This window comes from uncultured Maricaulis sp. (genome assembly GCF_947259345.1).
In the GTDB taxonomy this organism is placed as follows: domain Bacteria; phylum Pseudomonadota; class Alphaproteobacteria; order Caulobacterales; family Maricaulaceae; genus Maricaulis.
The window spans coordinates 1-22,011 of record NZ_CAMYLS010000010.1 but is presented as its reverse complement, the minus strand read 5'-3'; the positions used below and the strand labels follow the sequence as shown (position 1 = coordinate 22,011).

The 22,011-nt window shown below is 63.9% G+C and carries 23 protein-coding genes; 4 read left to right on the top strand and 19 right to left on the bottom strand.

Annotation, left to right across the window (positions count from 1 at the left end):
* The first annotated feature begins 124 nt into the window (after positions 1-124).
* The 3 genes from Q0X62_RS05870 to Q0X62_RS05860 all read left to right on the top strand — a co-directional run bounded on the left by Q0X62_RS05870 (position 125) and on the right by Q0X62_RS05860 (position 1,599).
* A complete protein-coding gene (locus Q0X62_RS05870; RefSeq protein ID WP_297732683.1) occupies positions 125-676 on the top strand; it encodes a hypothetical protein in 552 nt (183 codons plus the stop codon).
* A gap of 104 nt (positions 677-780) precedes the next feature.
* Positions 781-1,179 (top strand): hypothetical protein, encoded by a 399-nt coding sequence (locus tag Q0X62_RS05865; protein ID WP_297732682.1) that lies wholly within the window; start codon positions 781-783, stop codon positions 1,177-1,179.
* A 45-nt stretch (positions 1,180-1,224) separates the two neighbouring features.
* Complete coding sequence (locus Q0X62_RS05860) at positions 1,225-1,599, top strand: hypothetical protein (protein WP_297732681.1); 375 nt, start codon at positions 1,225-1,227, stop codon at positions 1,597-1,599.
* A gap of 3 nt (positions 1,600-1,602) precedes the next feature.
* Here Q0X62_RS05860 and Q0X62_RS05855 read toward each other — a convergent pair whose 3' ends face one another.
* The 15 genes from Q0X62_RS05855 to Q0X62_RS05785 form a co-directional block, all read right to left on the bottom strand.
* On the bottom strand, positions 1,603-2,238 hold the full coding sequence (locus Q0X62_RS05855) for an LON peptidase substrate-binding domain-containing protein (protein ID WP_297732680.1): 636 nt from the start codon (positions 2,236-2,238) through the stop codon (positions 1,603-1,605).
* 37 nt (positions 2,239-2,275) lie between these two features.
* Positions 2,276-2,854 carry an SRPBCC domain-containing protein gene (locus tag Q0X62_RS05850; RefSeq protein ID WP_297732678.1) on the bottom strand — a complete coding sequence of 193 codons (579 nt, stop codon included), beginning with the start codon at positions 2,852-2,854 and terminating at the stop codon, positions 2,276-2,278.
* A 50-nt stretch (positions 2,855-2,904) separates the two neighbouring features.
* Positions 2,905-3,417 (bottom strand): DUF1993 family protein, encoded by a 513-nt coding sequence (locus Q0X62_RS05845; RefSeq protein WP_297732676.1) that lies wholly within the window; start codon positions 3,415-3,417, stop codon positions 2,905-2,907.
* A 181-nt stretch (positions 3,418-3,598) separates the two neighbouring features.
* Entirely contained in the window at positions 3,599-3,988 is a 390-nt protein-coding gene (gene csgH, locus Q0X62_RS05840; protein WP_297732674.1) for a curli-like amyloid fiber formation chaperone CsgH, read from the bottom strand.
* 71 nt (positions 3,989-4,059) lie between these two features.
* Positions 4,060-4,572, bottom strand: a complete 513-nt coding sequence (locus Q0X62_RS05835) for a curlin-associated protein (protein ID WP_297732672.1) — start codon at positions 4,570-4,572, stop codon at positions 4,060-4,062.
* Between the two features lie 215 nt (positions 4,573-4,787).
* Positions 4,788-5,441: a hypothetical protein gene (locus tag Q0X62_RS05830; RefSeq protein ID WP_297732670.1), complete on the bottom strand. Its 654-nt coding sequence runs from the start codon at positions 5,439-5,441 to the stop codon at positions 4,788-4,790.
* Positions 5,442-5,550: 109 nt separating this feature from the next.
* Positions 5,551-6,396 carry an ATP-binding protein gene (locus tag Q0X62_RS05825; protein WP_297732668.1) on the bottom strand — a complete coding sequence of 282 codons (846 nt, stop codon included), beginning with the start codon at positions 6,394-6,396 and terminating at the stop codon, positions 5,551-5,553.
* A 212-nt stretch (positions 6,397-6,608) separates the two neighbouring features.
* Positions 6,609-7,376 carry a cell wall hydrolase gene (locus Q0X62_RS05820; RefSeq protein ID WP_297732666.1) on the bottom strand — a complete coding sequence of 256 codons (768 nt, stop codon included), beginning with the start codon at positions 7,374-7,376 and terminating at the stop codon, positions 6,609-6,611.
* A gap of 224 nt (positions 7,377-7,600) precedes the next feature.
* Positions 7,601-10,273: a pyruvate, phosphate dikinase gene (ppdK, locus tag Q0X62_RS05815; RefSeq protein WP_297732664.1), complete on the bottom strand. Its 2,673-nt coding sequence runs from the start codon at positions 10,271-10,273 to the stop codon at positions 7,601-7,603.
* Between the two features lie 11 nt (positions 10,274-10,284).
* Complete coding sequence (glyS, locus tag Q0X62_RS05810) at positions 10,285-12,426, bottom strand: glycine--tRNA ligase subunit beta (protein WP_297732662.1); 2,142 nt, start codon at positions 12,424-12,426, stop codon at positions 10,285-10,287.
* Between the two features lie 24 nt (positions 12,427-12,450).
* Positions 12,451-12,909 (bottom strand): GFA family protein, encoded by a 459-nt coding sequence (locus Q0X62_RS05805; protein ID WP_297732661.1) that lies wholly within the window; start codon positions 12,907-12,909, stop codon positions 12,451-12,453.
* Positions 12,910-13,096: 187 nt separating this feature from the next.
* Positions 13,097-13,987 (bottom strand): glycine--tRNA ligase subunit alpha, encoded by an 891-nt coding sequence (locus tag Q0X62_RS05800; protein WP_297732659.1) that lies wholly within the window; start codon positions 13,985-13,987, stop codon positions 13,097-13,099.
* 70 nt (positions 13,988-14,057) lie between these two features.
* Positions 14,058-14,234, bottom strand: coding sequence for a hypothetical protein (locus Q0X62_RS05795; protein WP_297732657.1), 177 nt, complete (start codon positions 14,232-14,234; stop codon positions 14,058-14,060).
* Positions 14,231-14,971: a methyltransferase gene (locus tag Q0X62_RS05790; protein WP_297732654.1), complete on the bottom strand. Its 741-nt coding sequence runs from the start codon at positions 14,969-14,971 to the stop codon at positions 14,231-14,233. Before Q0X62_RS05790 ends, Q0X62_RS05795 begins: the two co-directional genes overlap by 4 nt.
* The gene (locus Q0X62_RS05785) at positions 14,968-15,186 is read right to left on the bottom strand and encodes a DUF2007 domain-containing protein (RefSeq protein ID WP_297732652.1); all 219 of its coding nucleotides are present in this window, start codon (positions 15,184-15,186) and stop codon (positions 14,968-14,970) included. The genes Q0X62_RS05790 and Q0X62_RS05785 overlap by 4 nt, the downstream gene beginning before the upstream one ends.
* A gap of 165 nt (positions 15,187-15,351) precedes the next feature.
* Between Q0X62_RS05785 and Q0X62_RS05780 the strand changes: the two genes are divergently transcribed.
* Complete coding sequence (locus Q0X62_RS05780; RefSeq protein WP_297732650.1) at positions 15,352-16,374, top strand: polyprenyl synthetase family protein; 1,023 nt, start codon at positions 15,352-15,354, stop codon at positions 16,372-16,374.
* Positions 16,375-16,383: 9 nt separating this feature from the next.
* Here the strand turns inward: Q0X62_RS05780 and Q0X62_RS05775 are convergent, their stop codons facing one another.
* From Q0X62_RS05775 to Q0X62_RS05760, 4 genes are read right to left on the bottom strand one after another with little or no spacing between them, the layout of a single operon-like run.
* Complete coding sequence (locus Q0X62_RS05775) at positions 16,384-17,397, bottom strand: hypothetical protein (RefSeq protein ID WP_297732648.1); 1,014 nt, start codon at positions 17,395-17,397, stop codon at positions 16,384-16,386.
* Positions 17,394-18,248 carry a 4-(cytidine 5'-diphospho)-2-C-methyl-D-erythritol kinase gene (locus tag Q0X62_RS05770; RefSeq protein WP_297732646.1) on the bottom strand — a complete coding sequence of 285 codons (855 nt, stop codon included), beginning with the start codon at positions 18,246-18,248 and terminating at the stop codon, positions 17,394-17,396. Before Q0X62_RS05770 ends, Q0X62_RS05775 begins: the two co-directional genes overlap by 4 nt.
* Positions 18,245-19,966 (bottom strand): tetratricopeptide repeat protein, encoded by a 1,722-nt coding sequence (locus tag Q0X62_RS05765; RefSeq protein ID WP_297732644.1) that lies wholly within the window; start codon positions 19,964-19,966, stop codon positions 18,245-18,247. Before Q0X62_RS05765 ends, Q0X62_RS05770 begins: the two co-directional genes overlap by 4 nt.
* A gap of 54 nt (positions 19,967-20,020) precedes the next feature.
* Positions 20,021-21,694 (bottom strand): electron transfer flavoprotein-ubiquinone oxidoreductase, encoded by a 1,674-nt coding sequence (locus Q0X62_RS05760; protein ID WP_297732642.1) that lies wholly within the window; start codon positions 21,692-21,694, stop codon positions 20,021-20,023.
* Between the last annotated feature and the right edge of the window lie 317 nt (positions 21,695-22,011).

The window sequence follows — 22,011 nt, the reverse complement described above, 5'->3', positions numbered from 1 at the left end:
ACGGGGTCGATCGCCGCAAGGCCGATAGCGGTCCGCCGCCGGGCAAGCCGGACCGCCGCCGCACCGCCCATCAACCTTTCGGCCGCCGTTTCACGGCGTGAGCCCCGACAGGAAGGACATCTCCATGAGCGCCAAATACGCCAGCCTTCATGCCGGTCTCCTGGCCCGCAAGGGCGAAGCCTCGCCGGCCATCCCCTCACCCCTGGGCCAGGTCTCCTATACAGACTTGCCGCAGCGCCGGGACATTGATCCGCCGCGCCCGGAAAACCTGGCGCGCGAGGACGACGACACCCGCTCATCCCTGATTGCCCGCAAGACGGCGTCTCCCGCGGGCAAGCCTGCGCCGGTCGCACACCCGGCGTCTGAATCCGGTTCCGGCCCGTCCGCGAGGCGGCGCCGGGAAACACCTGCTTCCGCTTCGCCGCTGGGCGGGTGTTGCAGTGGAGGAGCGGCCCCCAATATCCCGCCCCCACTGCCCGGACCTGACGCCCCGCTCGAGCATCGCGCAACTGTTCGTCTGACCGCCGAGCAGAAGCGTCGGCTCGGGACCGTCTCGGTACAGATGAACTGGTCCCAGCAGCGCGTTCTCGCCATCGCCCTGGACGAATGGCTGGATCGATTGTGCGCCAATGAGATGCGCAATTGTGCCTGCCTGCAGGCCCGCGTGCCGGACTAGCTACCCGATGGCGCATGGCGGTTGCCCGCCATGAGTGGCCAAAGCGCCTTATTCTCGGCATGATTGGCGCCATAACCGCCCCTTCACGATGTAAGGGAGAGCGCGTGGCCCAGGCCTATTCGATGGAAGGCTTTGACATCCGCATTGACGGCCACGTGCTGGAGATGCGGACAGACGGCACGCGCACGGCCGCCATGGGACGCGATCCCCGGCGGTCCTTCGAGTCCTTTCTGGCCAATTCGGATACCCGCGCCATTCTCTTCGATGTGCGCGGCGCTCATTACCATTTCAGCGATTCTGAATGGGAAGAGCGCGCGCGATTGATTGCCCGCCTTTGCCAGGGACGGCCGACAGCCTTCGTCAATCGCCAGGACCAGGACGCTCAGGTCGCACGCGTCCTGCATCACCTCGACATGCGAAACGGCCAGGGTCTGTCCTGCCGCTCACGCCAGGAGGCGCGAATTTGGCTGCGTGGGGTGACCGAAAGCGCCGCAACACGCTAAGCTCCGCGCGGGTGCGCATTTTCTGGGGCCGGACGGGTGGCAGGTATGAGTTCCAGCTATTCCATGGAAGGGTTCGACCTTCAGCTCAGTGACGGCGTCATCGAGCTCCGTGCCCAGGGCGAACGCAAGGCGGGCAGCGAGCGCGCACCCGCTTCCGCCTTCACCATCATCGCCAAGCAACTCAGATCACGTCTGGTGCTCTACGACATCCGAGATGCGGATTATGATCTGACCGCCATGGAGTGGGAGGAACGGACGCGCTTTGTCGCGCGGCTCTTCAAGGGCTATCGCGTGGCTTATGTCATTCGCTCCGAACAGCACGCCGAGGCCAACCTGGCTTGTGAGGCACATGCTCGAAATGGTGACCAGGCTCGCGCTTTTACCTCCAAGAGCCCTGCCAGGGACTGGCTGACCGGCTGACGCCTATTGCATCGATCCGCCGGCATTGCCGGCGATCCGCTCGGCCAACAGATCCTGCATCAGATTCAGCCGCGCAGTCGTATTCGATGCTTCCAGCAAGGCTTGCCGGTCGGCGGCGGGGAAAGGGGCCGACATGGCCAATTGATCAACCAGAACCGGCAAGGGTGCCTCCCGAAGCGTGCGCCAGTCAGCGGCGAGCTGTTCCGCCTCGAACCAGGCCTGCAACAAGCCAAGCAGCCGATCACGGTCAGCATCCGTAATTTGGCGCGGCAAGAGATCATTGGCGAAATCGGCATAATCCGCTTCGGCGACCCGATAGGGCTTGTCCGCCGCGACTTCCCGACGCACGCGGAAGCGGCTCACGCCAACAAGGGTGATCAGATAGCGACCGTCTTCCGTTTCCTGCCATTGCTTCAACCGCCCTGCACCCCCGATCGGCGCCAATTCTGGTTTCTCCGGATTGCTGCCCGAGCGGCTCTGGATAATGCCGATATGCCCGCTTCCGTTACGGGCATCGTCCACCATGTTGAGATAGCGAGGCTCAAACACATTCAACGGCAGGATTTCTCCGGGCAGGAGAATGGCACCGCCCAACGGGAAGAGCGGCAAGCGTCCGGGAAGGTCCTCGAAATCCGTCATGTCCCTGAGATAGGGCTGGTGCGGGGAGCTGCCAAGGTCAAGGCTGATCGGCGAAGGCTGAACAAGGCACATCCGGCGTCAAATGGCAGTCGGCTTCAACCCAGGGCCTCAGTCGGTCATCGATAAAATGCACCCAGACCGAGCGCACGATACCGGCCAATTCCGCATCCACTTCCCCGGCCATATGCAATTCGACGGTAAAGGCCGTCGCCTCACCCGCATCGATTTCCGCGAGCGACCAGCTCGTGACCAGGTCGAAAGCCCGGCCGGAGAGACCAAGGGGACCATGCAGTCGCAATTGATGCGGCGCTCGCACAAAGATCACCCGCGCATGCAAGGTGCCATTGTCCGACCCCGCCTCGAAGCGTTCATAAAAGCGGCCGTCAAAGCGCGGCTCGATCACCATTTCGGCCGGGTTCGGCCAGAAACTGTGATCCCACCAACCGGTGACATCGCCGGTCGCGGCCTCGAACACCTCGGTGATCGGGGCCGCGATCTCGACCGTGAAGCGGGTCGTGAAACCCTGCGGCTCGAACGCGTCTATCCCGGTATCTGACGGGACTTCGGCAGCCGCCGGTTGGGCAACCGCCAGAAGCAGGGCTGCAAGAATGGTCATGGCAAGACTCCCCTGTTTTCGGACAGGTTAGCCTCGCCATGAAATATCGACTAGCCGGTCATGCCCATCATGTCGGCCTTGCCGAGCGGAACGCCAAGCTGGCGCAGTATATTATAGGCCGTCGAGGCATGGAAAATGGCGTTGGTGATGACGAAGCTCTGCAGATAGGTCTGGCGCGGCAGGGTCATTTCGCGATCGCGGCCCGCCGGGAAGGTGATTTCGCCTTGCGGGTCTGCATCGATCGCAGCGGTATCGAGGGCCCAGACGGTCTCCCGCGCCTTGGCGATCCGTTCGCGGAGCTCGGCGAAACTGGTTTCCGTGTCAGGCAGCGATGCCGGTTCTGCACCGGCGAGGCGCGACATGCCGCGCACGGTGAAATCGGAGACCAGCTGGACCTGACGGGCGAAGGCGAACATGTCCGGCGAAAGCCGCCAGTTGAGCCACACGCTGTCTTCCACGCCCTTTTCCTTCGCGTGGGCCTCGCCCTTGGCCAGGATGATGTCGACGGCGCGATAGACCTGATCGAGTTGAGTCCGGGCGACGGACGACAAGGTGATGCTCATTTCGGTTAACTCCCCGAGTGTTGAGTTGCACAGATGGGGGGCCGCGCCGGCATCGACAAGACGCCGGCGTGTTCAGGCTTGCCGCAACGGCGGCCAAGCACTGGCAGACCGGGAACCCGTCTGGGCGTCCCGGTCTGGCATGTCGTTGCAATGTCGGTAGCGGACGGGTCCCGCTGCCACGTCAGACAGCGTCGCCCCAGCGGCAAAGCAGCTCGCCCTGCGGGCTCCAGGTCGAGAGCCGCGCGGTGAAATCGGTTTCCATGTCCAGGGTGATGTCGGACAGGACAACCGCGCCCTCACCAAAGGATTCGATATCGCCGCCTTGATAGAGATCAAAGGAGCCTCCACCGGTGCGCTGGGTGATGATCATGTCCCAGCTTGACCCGGCGTCCGGAGCACTCCAAGCGGTCACGACGAGTCCGTCAGCGGTCTCGGTCAGATCGATGCCGCAGGCCGGACCATTCTCCAGCGTGGCGAGGCGCGCTTCAGCCGGCGCTTCATCAACTTCAACGGCGAACCAGATACTGGCCATAGCCGCCAGCGAACTCAGGGAAATCAGTTTAATACCCATGTCAGCCTCCTTGGCTGGTGGCGGCCCAGTCGGCGCAGCGGCGTCCTGCCGCAGCGCCCGGCGGGGTCGTCCTAGTGGTCGCCCTGGATAACCAGGGTCACATTGCCGGAGCCCGTCTGGCGGACATTGGCCGACTGGCCATTGCCAACCTGGATCACCCCGGCGGCGTTGTTATTGCCGTACTGATCGGTGACAGCCGTGTTGTTCCGCCCCATCTGGGAAACACCCACGATATTGCGATTGCCGGTCTGAACATTGCGGGCGTAATTGTTGTAGCCCTGCTGACCGACCACGGCGTCATTATTGCGGCCATACTGATCGACATGCGCTTCGTTGTAGCGACCGCGCTGGCCAACCGTGGTGCCGTTGCGGGCACCGTCCTGGATGACCGTGACGTACTGACGCTCACCGCGCTGGTTGATCACCATGCTCTGGCGATAGCCCTGCTGACGGCCGGCGATATCGTTCCGATAGCCTTCCTGGGCGATCGAGACGCGGTTGCGCGATTGTGCTTCAGCTGCACCGACCGTGCCGAGGATGGAAACCGCCGCGAGGGCGCTGGCAATGAGAAAGCGGGTTTTCATTTTGACTACTCCGTTTTGCTGGCCGACGCCCGATGCATCGAAGCCTGTCACCTGTTCTAAAGGGCATGTGATGAGCGAATGCTGAGAGCTGCATTCATAGTCAAAACAGGTAGATGAACGGATTTGGGGATCTTGTTCATCTTGCCGGTCCGGACAAGAAAAAGCCCGCCACTGAGATCAGGGCGGGCCAGTTTGGGGTCGGAGGAAAACCAGGTTCAGTCGTAGCGGCACTGGGCCGGTCGGGCAGAACGCAGACGGGCGCACTGGGCAGGCGTGAGACGTTGTTGCGGCGCGGCTGCATTGGCAGCGGCGATCCGCTCGCGGGCCTGTTCCGCTGGCGTCGGGCCGTTTGTCGGGATCCGGTTCTGATTGCGCTGCACGACCGGGCGCTGGAATGTCAGGAGCGACATCGGCATGACATCAACGACCTGGGTCGAGCAGGTCAGGCGGCCGGCCTGGTCGTAAACCGACAGGGAGCCGCGCAACATCGCGTCCTGTCCCAGTTCCGCATCACGGATCTCATCCATGCCGCGATAGCCGCCGCGAACCACATAGCCAAGGCCGAAATGGCTGCGAGCCAGGGCCGTGTCATGCGCTCCACCACCGGAGAATCGACCATCCAGGCGCAGATTGAGATCGCTGGTCGGAATGGCCTGGTAGAGATGGAAGACATAGGAGCCGCTCAATCGGGAATCCGCCTTGGGCACGGCAACGCCGGCCGAGTTGGACAGATAGACCTGGATGCCGCAATCACGGTTGGGGTGCAGATCGATACCACTGCGGCTTTGTGCCTGGGCGGCAGACGGCCACGCGGCCACCAGGGTCGCACCCAGGGCAATGGCGCTTGTGAAGGCTTTGAGATGAAACATGTGCAGCTCCCGTTCGGATGAATCTCCGTGCTTGAGCTGACACTAGCAATGTTGAGATGAGGCCTGGCTGAGCGCCCGGTTCAGAGGACGTTCATGTGGCAAGTCCCCCTCACCGCGCCATCGCGGCTCGGGGCGCTGCACTGCTTTCAAGCCGTTGCGGAAGCAGGACGGTTGCCTCCACCGTATTGCCGATACCGAGATAATTGACCTGACCGAAGCCCATCGACTTGGCCAGCTTGATGCCCTTGCCGCGATAACCGGCGCGCGACGGGTCCGCCATCTCAGCCGTCTCGGCATCAATGCCTTCGCCATCATCCTGGATGATGAATGAGAGGATGCGGCCACCGCGCTGGAAGCGCAGATGGACTCGGCGATCCTCATACTCGCTCTCGGTCATGCGCTTGGCGAGTTTGCGCTCCCAATTGCCTTCCGCCAGCCCCTTGGCCTTCTCCGTGGCATCAAAGCCGAGATTGCCGTGCTCGATCGCATTGGCGAGCAAAACATAGAGGCCAACCGCCGTCGCACAGGGACGCGGCGTGGCGCGGCCGAGCAGGATGGCGACATCGCTGGCCTGTTCACGGGTCTGGATCGAGAACTCACCCGCCTCGAGCGATTGGGTCGCGCCGAGACCAATCTCGGCATCAGCGGGAATGGCGAGCTCATGCGCCCGATAGGCGCGCAGCCCGTCAATCGCATTGGCGACGGTGCCGGCATCGGCATCATGATCGAGAAAGATATCGGCGCCGCTGCGTCGGGCATTCCCGGTGACCAGAAGCGACCGCTGCTTGGGCGCGGCATTCTTGCGCGCGTCGGCGATCCGGGCGGCATGGGCGTCATCGGCGACGATCAGCGCGACCGGGCCCTCTTCGTCCATGGTCGGCCCCATATAGACCGTCATGCCCAAACCCTTGGCCAACGCCCGCGACAAGACGCGCGTGCGGTTGCTGTCGCTCATGCAGAGCCAAAGCCTGTCGGGTATCTTACCGGTTTGGGCGGCTGCCATGCGGTCTCCCGGGAACAGAAGCAGGACGAGGTCGGAACACGCACACTAGAAACAACACATTAACAATGAATTTGGCATCGCCAAGCGCGATTCATCACGTCGCGGCCGGAGCATCGATACCGTGCCAGTCAGGCCGGCGCCGCCTGAGGAAACCCGGTTTCCGCCTAGGCGTCGCGCTCGCGGACAATGCCGGCTGCGCGTTCGCGCAGGGTCGGGAAACGATAGAAGATATGCGTGCCGATCCGGCGCGTGCGCACAAGGCCGTCATTCCAATACGGGTCAACCGCCACCGTGTGGTAGTGCGTCGCGCGTCGGGTCACATCGCGGCCAAACCCCATGAAGGCGTGCTGGGCGACCAGCTGTGACCGGCGCCAGGAGCGCCCGCGCGGCTCGCGGACCATGGACCCGTCACAGGTGAAGGTGAACTGGCAACCGGTCCGGCGTTCGGAGCCCTGATAGACCACGCCACAGATCGAGTTGGGATAATTGCGATTATCGACCCGGTTCAGAATGACCTGGGCCACGGCCAGCTGGCCAACAAAGGCCTCGCTGCGCGCCTCATAATAGATCGCTTCCGCCAGGCAATCGACCTCGGCCGAGATGCCGGCAGCTAACTCCAGATGGGTATTGTCAAAGGTACGCAGGTCATCCAGCGAACGCGCTGTCAGCACAACGCCGGCATCCTCGTCCGCTTCCAGGGTCAGCGACGCGAAACGCAATTCTTCCGGCGGCTGCCAGGCGGCGTCGACATCACCGGCCTGAAGATAGCGCGCAGCCATGGCCTGCCAGACGAGGGTCTCGTCCTGTTCACGGGCCCGGTCGGAAGCCAGGTTGAGAAGCAGGACCGTCATCGCGCACAGCACCAGGGTCGCCAGCATGTGCAATGCTGTCGCTACCTGCTTTTGCTGGCTGCGTGCCGCGTCGAGGTCCATTCGATCTCCGTATTTCCTGTCCAGCGTCAAACTCGGCCTTTCACGAATCGTGCCGTCTTGCGACGAGATTACCATGACGCGCCTTGTCTGAATCCTTCGTGAAATCAGCGCGCCTCTCTATTTGAGGCGACCATAGCGGTCAAGCCGGGCACTTGGTTACAAATAAGAAAATACCCGCCCCTTCCAAGAGGGGCAGGATATTCAGTGGCGAATACAAGGATTTATTACTGTCGACGCAGGCGCGCCTGGGCGGCGGCAAGGCGCGCAATTGGCACGCGGTATGGCGAACAGGACACATAATCCAGGCCGATTTCCTCGCAGAAATCGATGGATGACGGGTCCCCGCCATGCTCGCCGCAAATACCCAGTTTGAGACTTTCGCGAGTCGCCCGGCCGCGCTCGGCTGCAATCCGGACCAGGTCACCGACCCCGTCACGATCCAGCGTCACGAAGGGATCCTTCTCGAAAATGCCGGCCTCGATGTACTCCGAAAGGAATTTGCCGGCATCGTCGCGCGACAGGCCGAATGTGGTCTGGGTCAGGTCATTCGTGCCAAAGGAGAAGAATTCCGCATCCTCGGCGATCTGACCGGCCATCAGGGCGGCGCGCGGCAATTCGATCATGGTGCCAATCAGGTATTTCGGCTTGCCGCCCGTCTCCTCGGCAACCGCCTTGGCGACCCCGGCAACGCGCGCCTTGAGAATGGCCAGCTCGGCGGGAGCGGCGACCAGCGGGATCATGACTTCGGCCAGGGGCTGGAAGCCGGTTTCCTTTTCGACCGCGACCTGGGCTTCGAAGATCGCCCGGGCCTGCATCTCGTAGATTTCCGGATAGGTGATGCCCAGACGACAGCCGCGATGGCCGAGCATGGGATTGCTTTCGCCCAGGTCACGGGCCCGCGCCATCAGCTGGTCGGCCGGCAGGCCGGTCGCCTTGGCGACGTCGAAAACGTCTTCCTCGGTGTGCGGCAGGAATTCGTGCAGCGGCGGGTCCAGGAGGCGGATCGTGCAGGGACGCTCGCCCATGATGCGGAAGATCTGCGCGAAGTCATCGCGCTGCATGGGCAGGATCTTGTCCAGCGCCGTCACCCGGCCGTCCTGGTCATTCGACAGGATCATTTCGCGCACGGCGGCGATCCGGTCGGATTCGAAGAACATGTGCTCGGTCCGGCACAGGCCGATGCCTTCAGCGCCGAACTCGACCGCGGTCTCGCAATCATTCGGCGTTTCCGCATTGGTGCGGATTTTCATCCGCCGCGCCTTGTCGGCCCACACCATCAGCTTGCCGAAATCACCGGTCAGCTCCGGCTTGATCATCTTGGCTTCGCCCATCAGGACCTGGCCCGAAGCGCCGTCAATCGTGACCATCTCGCCATCCTTGACGATGCGGCGGCCGACGACGAACTGCTTGTTGGCATAATCGATCTTGATCGCGCCGGCCCCGGAGACGCAGGGACGCCCCATGCCGCGCGCCACCACGGCGGCGTGCGAGGTCATACCACCACGAGCGGTGATGATGCCTTCAGCGGCATGCATGCCGTGAATGTCTTCCGGCGAGGTCTCGATACGCACGAGAATGACTTTCTCGCCGGCCTTGGCGCGCTCTTCGGCTTCGTCGCTGTCAAACACCACCTTGCCCGAGGCCGCGCCCGGCGAGGCCGGCAGGCCCGAGGTGAGGATGTCACGCTCGGCATCGGGATCGAGGGTCGGGTGCAAGAGCTGGTCAAGCTGGGCCGGATCGACCCGCATCACCGCTTCATCGGTGGAGATCAGGCCTTCCGACGCCATGTCGACGGCAATCTTCAGCGCCGCCTTGGCGGTGCGCTTGCCATTGCGGGTCTGCAGCATCCAGAGCCGGCCGCGTTCGACCGTGAACTCGATGTCCTGCATGTCGGTGTAGTGGCGTTCCAGCTTGTCGAAGACGGCGGCCAGTTCGGCATAGCTCTCCGGCATCGCCGCTTCCATGGACGGGTTGTCGTCGCCCATCTTCTCGCGCATCGCCTCGGTGAGGCATTGCGGCGTGCGGATGCCGGCGACCACGTCCTCGCCCTGGGCATTGACGAGGAATTCGCCGTAATAGCCGCTCTCGCCGGTCGACGGGTCGCGCGTGAAGGCAACACCGGTGGCGGAGGTCTCGCCCATATTGCCGAACACCATGGCCTGGACATTGACCGCCGTGCCCCAGCTCGCCGGGATGTCGTGCAGGCGACGATAGGTCTTGGCGCGATCGGTCATCCAGGAGCCGAAGACGGCGCCAATGGCGCCCCAGAGCTGTTCGCGCGGATCGGACGGGAAATCCCGGCCCAGTTCGCGCGCCGCAGCGGCCTTGTACTGGGCGACAATGCTTTCCCAGTCGTCCGAGCTCAGCTCGGTGTCGAGGGAATAGTCATTGTCATCCTTGAAGCCGTCGAGAATGTCCTCGAAGACGGCGTGATCAACGCCCAGAACAACGTCGGAATACATCTGGATGAAGCGGCGATAACTGTCATAGGCAAAGCGGCGATCGCCGGAGAGCTTGGCCAACCCCTCGGCGGTTTCGTCATTCAGACCCAGATTGAGCACCGTATCCATCATGCCCGGCATCGAGGCGCGAGCGCCCGAACGGACCGACACGAGGAGCGGATTGGCCGGATCGCCAAACGCCTTGCCAACCGCCTTTTCCAGCTTGGCCAGCGCAGCCTCGACCTGGCCGTTCAGCGTGTCGGGATAGGCCTGGTTATTGTCGTAAAACGCCGTGCAGACCTCCGTGGTGATGGTGAAGCCGGGCGGGACGGGCAGGCCCAGCTTGGCCATTTCAGCCAGATTGGCCCCCTTGCCGCCCAGCAGCTCGCGCATGCCGGCTTCGCCTTCGCTGTCACCGCCGCCAAAGGCGTAAACCCACTTGGTGTCAGTCGTCATGGAAAGAGCCCCTAGCCTGAAATCTTGTCGAAATCGGCGACGGCGCGAATGGCCGTGCGAATTGCGGACAATAAGAGAAGTCGGTTGCGGCGCAACGCGCCGTCGTCCGTGTTAACGGTCACGTCGTCGAAAAATGCATCAATCGGTGCACGGAGCGAAGCCAGCGCCGTCATCGCGGCGGCAAAGTCCTCGTCCGCCAGCGCCGCGGTCGCCGCGGGGCCTGCAGACGCGAGCGCCGCGATCAGCGCGCGCTCGGCCGATTCGGGCGCGTTTGCGAGATAGTCCGCATCCGGCTCACCGGAGAGATCACCCTCGGACTTGGCGAGAATGTTCGAGGCCCGCTTATTCCCCGCCAGCAGCGCCGCGCCATCCTCGGTATCAAGAAAGGCCTGCAACGCCCGCGCCTTCGCCGTCACCCGGACAAGATCGTCATCGCCGAGCGCGAAGACGGCGTCGATGACATCGTGACGGATGCCCTCGTCGCGGAGATGGACTTTGAGGCGGTCGGCGAAGAAGGCGAGGAGGTCGGTCGCGTCATCGCTGACATGCCGACCATATGCCGGGTAGTGATTACGTTTAATCACCGGATCGACAGATACGGAGCCCCGAGACAGGTTCCGCATTGACACACGCACTCGATCTTCATGGCGCTCAATGAGTTCAACCAGGCGAATCCGCATCGACGCTGACAAGCAAACTCGGATTACCCCCAGCGCCGCGCGGCGCAGGGCAAACGGGTCTTTCGATCCTGTCGGCTTCTCATCAATTACCCAAAAACCAACCAGCGTATCCAGCTTGTCAGCCAGCGCGACGGCAGCCGAGACCGGCGAGGTCGGCACTTCGTCAGACGGCCCCTGCGGCTTGTAATGGTCCTTGATCGCATCCGCGACGGCAGCATCTTCGCCCTGGTCGAGCGCATAATACCGCCCCATCGCACCCTGCAGTTCGGGGAATTCATAGACCATCTCGGAGACGAGATCGGCCTTGGCCAGGCGAGCGGCCTTTTCGGCCAGGTCCGGGTCGGCGCCGACGACCGCGGCGAGTTCGCGGGCCAGGGCGGCGACGCGTTCGACCTTGTCGGCGACCGTGCCCAGCTTTTCGTGGAAGGTTACTTTCGACAGCTGCGCCGCCATGTCCGAGAGCGGCGTCTTGCGGTCATTGTCCCAGAAGTGGCGGGCATCCGAGAGGCGGGCCGAGAGGACGCGGGCATTGCCGGCGGCGATGGCGACGCCGCCATCAGGGGCAACCTGGTTGGCAATCGTGACGAATTTGGAGACCAGCTGACCGGTCTTCGGATCACGCACCGCGAAATATTTCTGGTGCGTCTTCATGGTCAGGGTGATGACTTCCGGCGGCAGATCGAGAAAGTCCGGATCCATCTCGCCCAGCACGGGCACCGGCCATTCCACCAGCCCGGCGACCTCGGTCAACAGGCCCGCATCTTCGACCAGTTCAAACCCGGCGTCCGAACAGACCTGGCGCGCGCCCTCGAGGATCAGCGCTTCGCGGGCGGCACGGTCGAGCAGGACATGCCCCTCACCTTCAAGCACCGCCTGGTATTCGGTGTAGTTCGACACGGTGAAGGGCCCGCGGCCCATGCGGCGATGACCTTCGGTAATATTGGACGCCGCGATGCCGAACACCTCGACCGGCACCACGTCGCCACCGAAGACGCACAGCAGACGCTGGATCGGACGCACCCAGCGCTGGGTCTTCTCGCCCTCGCCGAATTTCATCGATTTGGGCCAGGGGAAGGCCTTCATCACTTCGGGGATGGCCTCGGCGATCACCTCGGCGGTGGCCCGGCCCGGCTTTTCGATCTTGGCGACCCAGAATTCGCCCTTCTTGTCCTCGCGCTTTTCGCACTGGTCCAGCGAGGCGACACCGGCGCCGCGCAGAAAGCCTTCCACGGCCTTGTCCGGCGCACCGACGCGCGGGCCCTTGCGCTCTTCACTGACATCCGCCGTCTTCACCGGCAGACCGTCAATCACCAGGCCAAGGCGGCGCGGACCGGCAAATGTGGTCAGCGAGCTCCAGGCCAGACCCGCCGCCTTGAGCTTGTCGCCCAGCAGCTTTTCCAGATCGGCCTCGGCACGCGGTTGCATGCGGGCCGGGATTTCCTCGCAGAAGATTTCAAACAGGAGTTCGGACATCGTGTCGGACTTTCACTTGCGCCGTCAGGCGTATTCCTGGTCGGCGTAGCGCTGCATGAGCGCGAAATAGCCGTCATCCGGGGCGCCGTCATAGATCAGCGCGTCTTCATCAAAAATCATCCAGTCCTGGGCCGATTTGACCCAGATATGACCGACGGGTTTCAGCTTGGCGCGATCATCCAGCGTGCCGGCTTTGAGCGACAGGGCCGGCTTGCCCGCCGTGTCATTGGCGATCCGCGTGCCGCAATCCCCGCAGAAATGACCCAGCTTCTTCGACTTGCTGTCGGTGGGAATGGAAAAGGCCGCCACCGCGCCCTTGAGATATTTGAACCCGTCCCGCGGCACCAGCATGGACATGCCAAAGGCCGAGGAGGATTGCTGCTGGCAGGTCGCGCAATGGCAGCAATACAGCGCCATCGGCTTCCCGCTGATCTCATAGCGAACCGCGCCGCACTGACAGCCACCGCGAAGGGGGAGTTTCATGGGGTGGTCTCCTGGCTCGTCAGGTCCTCGCCCTTGATGGGCGAGGTGGCTGGGCGCGCAGCGGCCAGACGGAGTGGGTGATCGGCGATTGGTGACGGAACGCTGACGCGTTTCACCCGATCCGACCCGCCGCTTCGCGCCGGCCCACCTTCCCCATCAAGGGGAAGGACCTGTGAGAGCGAGTTCATCACTCAGCCGCCTCCACCAGCGCGCGCTCGCTCTTCACCCAGGCCTCGGCACAGCCCTTGGCGAGTTCTCGGACGCGGGCGATCCAGCTGGCGCGTTCGGCGACGGAGATGGCGCCGCGGGCATCGACCAGGTTGAAGAGGTGGGAGGCTTTCAGGCAGAAATCATAGGCCGGAAGGGGCAGCGGCTTGTCGAGATTGAGCAGCGCCATGCACTGGTTTTCCGCGCCCTTGAACCATTCGATCAGCATGTCGACATCGGCATGTTCGAAATTGAATTCCGAATACTGCTTCTCGGCCTCCAGGAAGACGTCGCCGTATGTCATGCCGGCGCCGTTGAAGTCGAGATCATAGACATTCTCGACGCCCTGGACATACATCGCCAGGCGTTCGAGCCCGTAGGTCAGCTCGCCGGAAACGAGGTCGACATCGAGTCCGCCGACCTGCTGGAAATAGGTGAACTGGCTGACTTCCATACCGTCGCACCAGACTTCCCAGCCCAGCCCCCAGGCGCCGACGGTGGGGTTTTCCCAGTCATCTTCCACGAAGCGGACATCATGCAGATCGCGATCAATGCCGATGGCGTCGAGCGAGCCCAAATAGAGGTCCTGAATGTCCGACGGGCACGGCTTCAGGAGGACCTGGAACTGGTAATAATGCTGCAGCCGGTTGGGGTTCTCGCCATAGCGGCCATCGCCGGGACGGCGCGAGGGCTGGACATAGGCGGCCTTCCAGGGACGCGGGCCGAGCGAGCGCAGCGTGGTCGCGGGGTGCAATGTCCCGGCGCCCACCTCGACATCATAGGGCTGGAGAATGGCGCAGCCCTTGCCCGCCCAATAGGTCTGCAGACGGAGGATCAGCTCCTGGAAGGAGGGCGCTTTCGCGGCGGCCATGGCATCAATTCCCGCTGGAAAAATCGAGATGAAGAAATCGCGCGGACACTAGGCAAGCCGGCCCGTCTAATCAAGCACGCGAGTCCTCGTCTTTGTGCGACGCAGCATCCTCATCACGCCGCTCGAAGCGTGCCTCCACGGCCCGCCGCGCGGCCTCGGCCGCATTGTCCCGCTGCTTGCGTCCGCGTGCGCCCAGCACGATCAACAGGACGAAGGCGAGAACGACGAGAATGATCGTTATGGTCATGCGCCCATCTCCAGAACAGCCCGCCCACGCAGGATGGCGTCGGCCTCGGCAGAATGCCCCTCACCCTCATGCAGGACCAGCGGGGCGAGCAGGACAAGCGGCGCCTTGCCGCCAATTGTTGCCTGCACAATGACACGCTTGGCCGGTTCGCCGCTGCGCGGATGGATCGGCTTGATCACGACCGAGCCGAAGGACCGGTCAAGCGCGGTGAGGATGTCGGCGAGACGATCGGCGCGATGGATCAGGGTCAGCCGACCCTTGGCCTTCAGCGCCCGCGCGGCACAGCGGACCCAATCGGCAAAGGGCACATCGCCGGTCAGCCAGGCGGCGCGCTTTTCGTCTTTCGGGGCTCGCAGGGCCTTGGGGTCGTCGAAGAAGGGCGGGTTGAAGAAGACCTGGTCGACTTTCAGCGAGGTGCCAAGCTGCATGATATCGGCGTTCTGGGCGCTCACCCGCACGCCCATCGCGTTGGCCGCCGCATTCTCGGTCGCAAGGGCGGCCGCCTCGGGATCGCGCTCAACGCCGACAAAGCTGGCCCCGGTCAGCCGCCAGGCTGCGCACATCAGCGCTGCACCGGCGCCGCAGCCGAATTCAGCCAGGGTTTCGCCCTCCTTCGCGTCCAGCGCCGCCGCGAGCAGGCCGGCATCCATGCCGGCGCGATAGCCATCCCGGCCCTGGCGCAGGACGACCCGCCCGTCGAGCAGGCGGTCCAGCGTGGTGGCGCTGTCCGCTGTCACGGACGGTCCTCTTCCTGCAGCTCGGCCAGCAGGCTCGCGGCCATGTGGGCATCCTCGTCAATCACCATGATGCGCGTCTTGATGACCGGCAGACCGCCGCCATACATGGAGGACATGCCCTGATCGAGCACGATGGGTTCAATCCCCTCATCGCGCAGAATTGATTGAGCATAGGAGAGCTTGACCGGGTCATTGGTCCGCAGGACTTCTTTCACTGGGGCATACCTCCGCGCCGCATGGCGCTGTGTGGGACCGACACAGGATCAGCGCCCTGACCTGTGCTGTTTCGTCACCGCCCCTTGTGCTTGCCGGGCGGTCCGTCGATTTCTATTGTCGGAAGCAATTGAGCCTGCATCAAGAGGACAGCTGGCGTGGACAGCATGGTGAGTGTCAAAACGGCCGCGGCAGCGAAGAGCGCCGAGATCCCGAATGCCGCGGAAGCGCTGGCAGTTCTGGCCTATGACGACATGCGCAAGGTCGACGCGCTTATCCTCGAGCGGCTGGACAGTCATGTCGAGCTGATCCCGGAACTGGCCCGCTATCTGATCGAAGCCGGTGGCAAGCGCGTACGCCCGATGATTACGGTCGCCGCCGCCAACATGCTGGGTTACAGCGATATTGCCCCGCTGAAGCTCGCCGCCGCGGTGGAATTCATCCACACCGCCACCCTGCTGCACGATGATGTCGTCGATGAGAGCGGCATGCGCCGCGGCAAGGTCGCGGCCAATCTGGTCTGGGGCAATGCCTCCTCCGTCCTGGTCGGCGATTTCCTGTTCGCGCGCTCCTTCTCCCTGATGGTCGAAGCGGGATCGATGAAGGCGCTGGGCGTCTTGTCCGACGCCGCCTCGACGATTGCCGAGGGCGAAGTGCGCCAGCTGTCCGCGGTCAAGGATGTCGGCGTCTCGGTCGACACTTATATGCAGATCATCGATGCCAAGACCGCCGCCCTGTTTGCCGCCGCAGCGCAGGTTTCCGGCATTGTCGCCGGCCGAGATGCCCGCGAGGAAGCGGCACTGGAGACCTATGGCCGCGAACTCGGCCTGGCCTTCCAGCTGGTCGATGATGCGCTGGATTATGATGGGGCCTCGACCAAGCTGGGCAAATCCACCGGCGATGATTTCCGCGAAGGCAAGGTGACGCTGCCGGTCGCGCTGGCAATCTCCGCCGCGTCGGCGAGCGAGGCCGAATACTGGGACCGCGTGATTGCGCGCGGCGAACAGGCCGAGGGTGATTTCGACACCGCCATCCGCCTGATCAAATCTCATGGCGCACTGGAAGCGACCGTCAATCAGGCCCGCGCCCATGCCCGACGCGCCCGTGAGGCGCTGGCCATCTTCCCGGCCAATAAATGGCGCGTCGCCCTGGAAGACCTCGCCGACTTCGTGGTCGAACGCGCTTACTGATCTCCCGGCCTATTGCCAGGTATCGAGACCGGCCGCCCGCGCCTTGCGGCGCCAGGCCTGATGCAGCACGCTGAAAGCAATCACCGCCAGCACAAAGACCGGCAGTCCGGCCATCGGCGAGACCGCGTTGGCGACCAGCGCCAGCACGCCACAGCCGACACTCATCCCGCCCCAGATCATTGCCACACGCCCATGGCTCATCCCCAGGGCGATGAGCAATTGATAGGCATGGGCCCGGTGCGCCACGAAGGGTGATCGCCCGGCCTTGACCCGCGCCGCCATGGTCAGCAGCACATCGCCCAGAAGCGGAAGCACGAGCAGCGGCACCAGCCAGACTGACCCTGATGGTGCGCGGGAGGCCCAGACCAGTGCCAGCCCGGCGAGAATGACCGCCGCCCCCAGCGATCCCACATCACCACTGAAGAGGCGCCCGCGAGCCGAGAGAAGCGGCGCATTCCAGACCGCGAAGCCGGCCAGCGAAGCCGCCAGTGCCAGCGCGGCCAGCATGAAAGGTCCCTCGCCCAGGATGGCGAGGACCAGCGCCGCCGGGATTAGGCTCGCCGCCATCAAACCGTCCGACCCGTCCATGAAATTGACCGCATTGGCGAGCGTGAACGCAAAGAGCGCCGAGCCGAGCCAACCGATCATCCAGGGCAGCGCAAAACCCAGATCGGTGACCGGCCCCGTCATCCCGGCCAGGGCCAGGCTGATCAGGCTCAGCACCGCAAATTTCGGGCGCTCATTCAACGTGACGAGGTCATCGACGAAGCCCAGACCTGCCGCCATCACGGTGCACAAGGCGAGGCCAAACAAGGCTGCGCCGTCGGTCGGCGCCATGACGGGGATGAAAACGAGCGCGCCGAAAAAACCGACGACAATGCCCAGCCCTCCGCCGCGCGGCGTCGGTTGGGCGTGATTGGAGCGTTGGTTGGGATGATCGAGGATGCCGACGCGCAGGACGAGACCAGCCACGCTCCACGCCAGGATGAACGCCGCGAGCAGCGGCCAGATCGTCACAATCACCGCACCGCTCCGGTCAGGCGAACGGCGCGGGCGAAACCATCATAGGCTTTCGCAATCGCTTCCGCTGAAGCGCGATCAGCGCACAGGGCAAAACAGCTCGCACCCGAGCCGGACATGCGCGCCAGCTCGACACCGGGTTGATCACGCAGCCAGTCGAGTGCCTGGGCGATCTCCGGATGACAGGCCAGCGCCGGCGCTTCCAGATCATTGCGCTCGCCCCGCAACCAGTCGAGCCGGTCCTCGCCCATCGGGCCGGCCTCGGCAAGCGGCGCCGGGTCGGCGGCATCGAAGGCCTTGAAGATCGGCCCGGTCGGGACCGCGACGCCCGGATTGAGTATGACCGCATCAAACGCGTCAAAGGCGGGCAGGATGTCAATCCACTCCCCAATCCCGCGCATGCGAAGCGGGCGGGCATAGAGACAGGCCGGCACATCCGCGCCCAGCTTGAGACCGATCTCGGCCAGCCGGTCGAGGGTCCAGTCCAGACCCCAAAGACGGTTGAGCGCGCGCAGCGTCGCGGCCGCATCGGCGGAACCACCGCCCAGCCCGGCCTCGACCGGAATCTGCTTGTCGAGCCGGATCATCGCGCCGTCATCGATATCGGCCGCTGCCTGCAGCGCGCGCGCGGCCTGGAGAACGAGATTATTGCCGTCTGGCGGCAGGCTGCGGGAGGCTTCGCCGGACAGGGTCAGGAGCAGGCCGGGCCCCGGACGCACCTCGACCGTGTCGCCCCAATCCGCGAAGACGACCAGGCTGTCGAGGGGGTGATACCCATCGGGACGCGGCGCACCGACGCGCAGGGTCAGATTGACCTTGGCCGGGGCCAGCTCGGTGAGCGGCTCTGGTGTCACGGTTCACCCGCGGTATCATCACCCGCAGTCGTCAGTTCCTGGGCCACATGCTGTTCTTCATTCGGGGGACGGCCATGGGTCAGGCGATACTCCAGCCCCTCACGCTGCTCGGGACGCGGATCGAGATCGAGCGTCCGGCGCCACTGGAAACCGGCTTCCAGCTCGCGCCCGACCTGCCAATAGGCATCGCCGAGATGGTAATTCGCGGTCGCATTGCCCGGCGCCAGCGCGGCCGCACGCTCGAGAGCCTCAACCGCCGCCTCGTAGTGACCGAGCCGGTAGTGCGCCCACCCCAGGCTGTCGATGACATTGCCGTTCGACGGGTCAGCATCAGCGGCTTGCTGGATCATCGCGAAAGCCTCTTCGATGCGTTCGCCACGATCAATCCAGAAATAGCCCAGGTCATTGAGCAAGGTGGCTTCGTTCGGCGCGAGTTCGAGCGCGGCAAGATAGTGCCCCTCCGCCGACGCCCAGTCATCCTGATCAAGATAGCAGGCCGCGGCATAATAATGGTAGCGCCAGTCGGCCGGCACATCGCGATCTGCGATGATCGCCTCATAGAGCGGAATGGCCTCACCACACTGTCCATTGATCCGCCTCAGATCGGCGACCAGGAGCTTGGTTTCAACCCCGCCATCCTCGGTCCAGAGCCGATTGGCCAGCAGGTTGGCCTCCTCGGTACGCTGCATATTCTGCAGCAGGAGAATGCGCTGGAATTCGGCCGTGAAACGAAAGGGGGCGTCCGTGATCGCGGCATATTCCGCAAGCGCAGCGTCGGGCAGGCTGATCCGGCTCAATGTCCCGGCCAGCGCCAGACGGGTCGGGGCATAGTCCGGATCCAGGCGCTGAACCATGCGCAGATAAATCACCGAGAGGTCCATATCGGCCTGTTCGGCGAGGTCGGAAGCCGGGCCGAACAGGGCCCGACCCGCCATTTGCGCCACTCCGGGCCGGCGGCGCGGGCGCGCGCCCTCATCGAGGCGACGCAGCGCATCGGTGACGAAGGGCCCGTCCGGATTGGCTTCGAGCATTGTCTCATACAGGGCCCGGGCTTCGTCCGGGCGTCCCTCGCGCTCGAGAAAATTGCCATACATCTCGGTCGCCAGGCGCGGGAAGACGGCCGAATAGGCCGCAGTCCGGTAAGCCGCATCGGCGGCCTCTGCCTCGCCGGCAACATCCGCCAGCATCGCCTTGTGAAGCCAGAGATGAGACGACAGGAAGCCCGGCGCCTGCGTCTCGTTAGCGGCATCCATGGCCGCCACCGCCTGGCCCTCGCCCATCATCGCCCACTGGATCAGGAGATCGCGCATGAGCGTGTTGAACGGGCCGTAATCAGGCGCCGCCTCCAGGCTGGCAATGGCATCACGATAGCGGCGCTCGGCAATCTGGTCGGCGGCAACATAAAGCGTGGCCAGACGACTGGGGTCACCGGCCTGGACGGTCGAGCGGGCCAGCTGTGCCGCCTGATCCGTATTGCCCGACAACAGGGTCGTGATGAAAGCCCGGTCGGCGAGCGTCGCATTGCCGGGGGCCTGATCGAGGGCCCGGGCATAGTGCGTCGCTGCCCCGTCGACATCGCGGTTCACACCGGCATAGCGCGCGGCCAGGAACGCGCCATAGACAGAGCCTCCCTCCTCGGGCGGCGCAGACGTGCTGGCGCAGGATGAGAAGGCCGTCGCGGCCAGGCAGAGGGCGAGCATGCGGACTGATGAACTCATGTCCGCATGCTCGCTCTGCAATCCCTCCGGCGCAAGGGCCGGAGGCGGTGGGGTCTACATATTGGCGTACATCGGACCGCCGCCACCTTCCGGTGTCGTCCAGTTGATATTCTGGTTGGGATCCTTGATGTCGCACGTCTTGCAGTGGACGCAGTTCTGCGCGTTGATCTGGAAGCGCTGTTCGCCGCTGGTCTCGTCCTCGACCCACTCATAGACACCCGCCGGGCAATAGCGCGTCGACGGACCGGCGAACTCGCCAAGCTCCGACATCTTCTGCAGCTCTTCATCGGAGAGTTTGAGGTGGATCGGCTGATCCTCCTCGTGATTGGTGTTCGAGATGAAGACCGACGACAGGCGGTCAAAGGTCAAAACACCATCCGGCTTGGGATAATTGATCGGCTTGTGCCTGGAGGCCGGCTCGAGGCTTTCCGCGTCGGTCTTGCCATGGCCCATCGTGCCGAAGGGTGACCAGCCGCCGAAGATCGTGGTGCACCACATGTCCAGCCCGCCAAAGGCGACGCCGAAAAAAGTACCCAGCCTGGACCAGAGCGGTTTCACATTGCGGACGCGCTTGAGGTCCTTGGCGACCCAGGAGTTCTCGTAGGCACTCTGGTATTCGGTCAGCTCGTCATGCTGGCGCCCATCGGTGATCGCGGCGAAAACGCTCTCCGCCGCCAGCATGCCGGTCTTCATGGCGTTATGGCTGCCCTTGATGCGCGGCACATTCACGAATCCGGCCGAACAGCCAATCAGACCACCGCCCGGAAAGGCCAGCTTGGGAACAGACTGGTAACCGCCTTCGGTGATGGCACGGGCGCCGTAGGAAATCCGTTCGCCACCTTCAAACACAGGCGAGATGGCCGGGTGGGTCTTGAGACGCTGGAATTCCTCGAAGGGCGACAGGTAGGGGTTCTTGTAGTTCAGGTGAACGACATAACCGATCGAAACCAGGTTATCGCCGAAATGATACATGAAGGAGCCGCCGCCAGTCTGGCCGTCAAGCGGCCAGCCCATGGTATGCTTGACCATGCCGGGCTTGTGGTTCTCCGGCTTCACGCGCCAGAGTTCCTTGATGCCGATCCCGAATTTCTGCGGTTCCTTGCCCTCGGACAGGTTGAAGCGGCTGATCAGCTTTTTCGCCAGCGAGCCACGCACGCCCTCGCCGATCAGCGTGTATTTGCCGCGCAGCTCCATGCCCGGCTGATAGCCATCCTTGTGGCCGCCATCGCGGGCCAGACCGAAATCGCCTGTGACGACACCCTTGATGGCGCCATCTTCCTCGATGAGGTCGGCAGCCGGGAAGCCCGGATAGATTTCCACGCCCAGCGCCTCAGCCTGCTCGGCCAGCCAGCGACAGACATTGGCCAGAGACACGATATAGCAACCATGATTGCTCATCAGCGGCGGGAACATCAGGGTCGGGAGGCTGATCGAACCGGCCTCGCCGAGCACTTCGAAAATGTCGGTCTTGACCGGATCTTCGAGCGGCGCGCCGAGTTCCTTCCAGTTCGGGAAGAGCTCATTCATCGCCTTGGGATCGACCACGGCACCGGAGAGGATGTGGGCGCCGACCTCGGCCCCCTTTTCCAGCAGGGCGATGGAAATCTCCGAACCTGCATCAGCCGCCATCTGCTTGAGGCGGATGGCCGCGGACAGGCCGGCCGGGCCACCACCGACGATGATGACGTCGTATTCCATGGATTCGCGTTCGATTGCGGTGTCGGTCATCAGGCTGGCACCTTCCCTCTTTGTGTACAGCGTCTGTTTTATGCGGTGTTCGGCTTGCAGGTCTTCGGTCATACCCTAGGATCGACTACCCATCTAGCGCGTCCCGCCGTCGGGATCAAAGCTATTACGTTAACGTGCACGTCAACATGACCCAGTCCGGACCTGCCCTTACCCCACATGACGAGAAAGCGCTGCGAGCGCTGATCGCCTGGTGGGCGGATGCCGGAATCGAAATGGACGAGCCGATCATGGCGCCCCGCGCCGTCGCGGCCGCCGCCACGGCGTCTCGCTCGGAGCCCCGCCCCGCACCGCGCCGT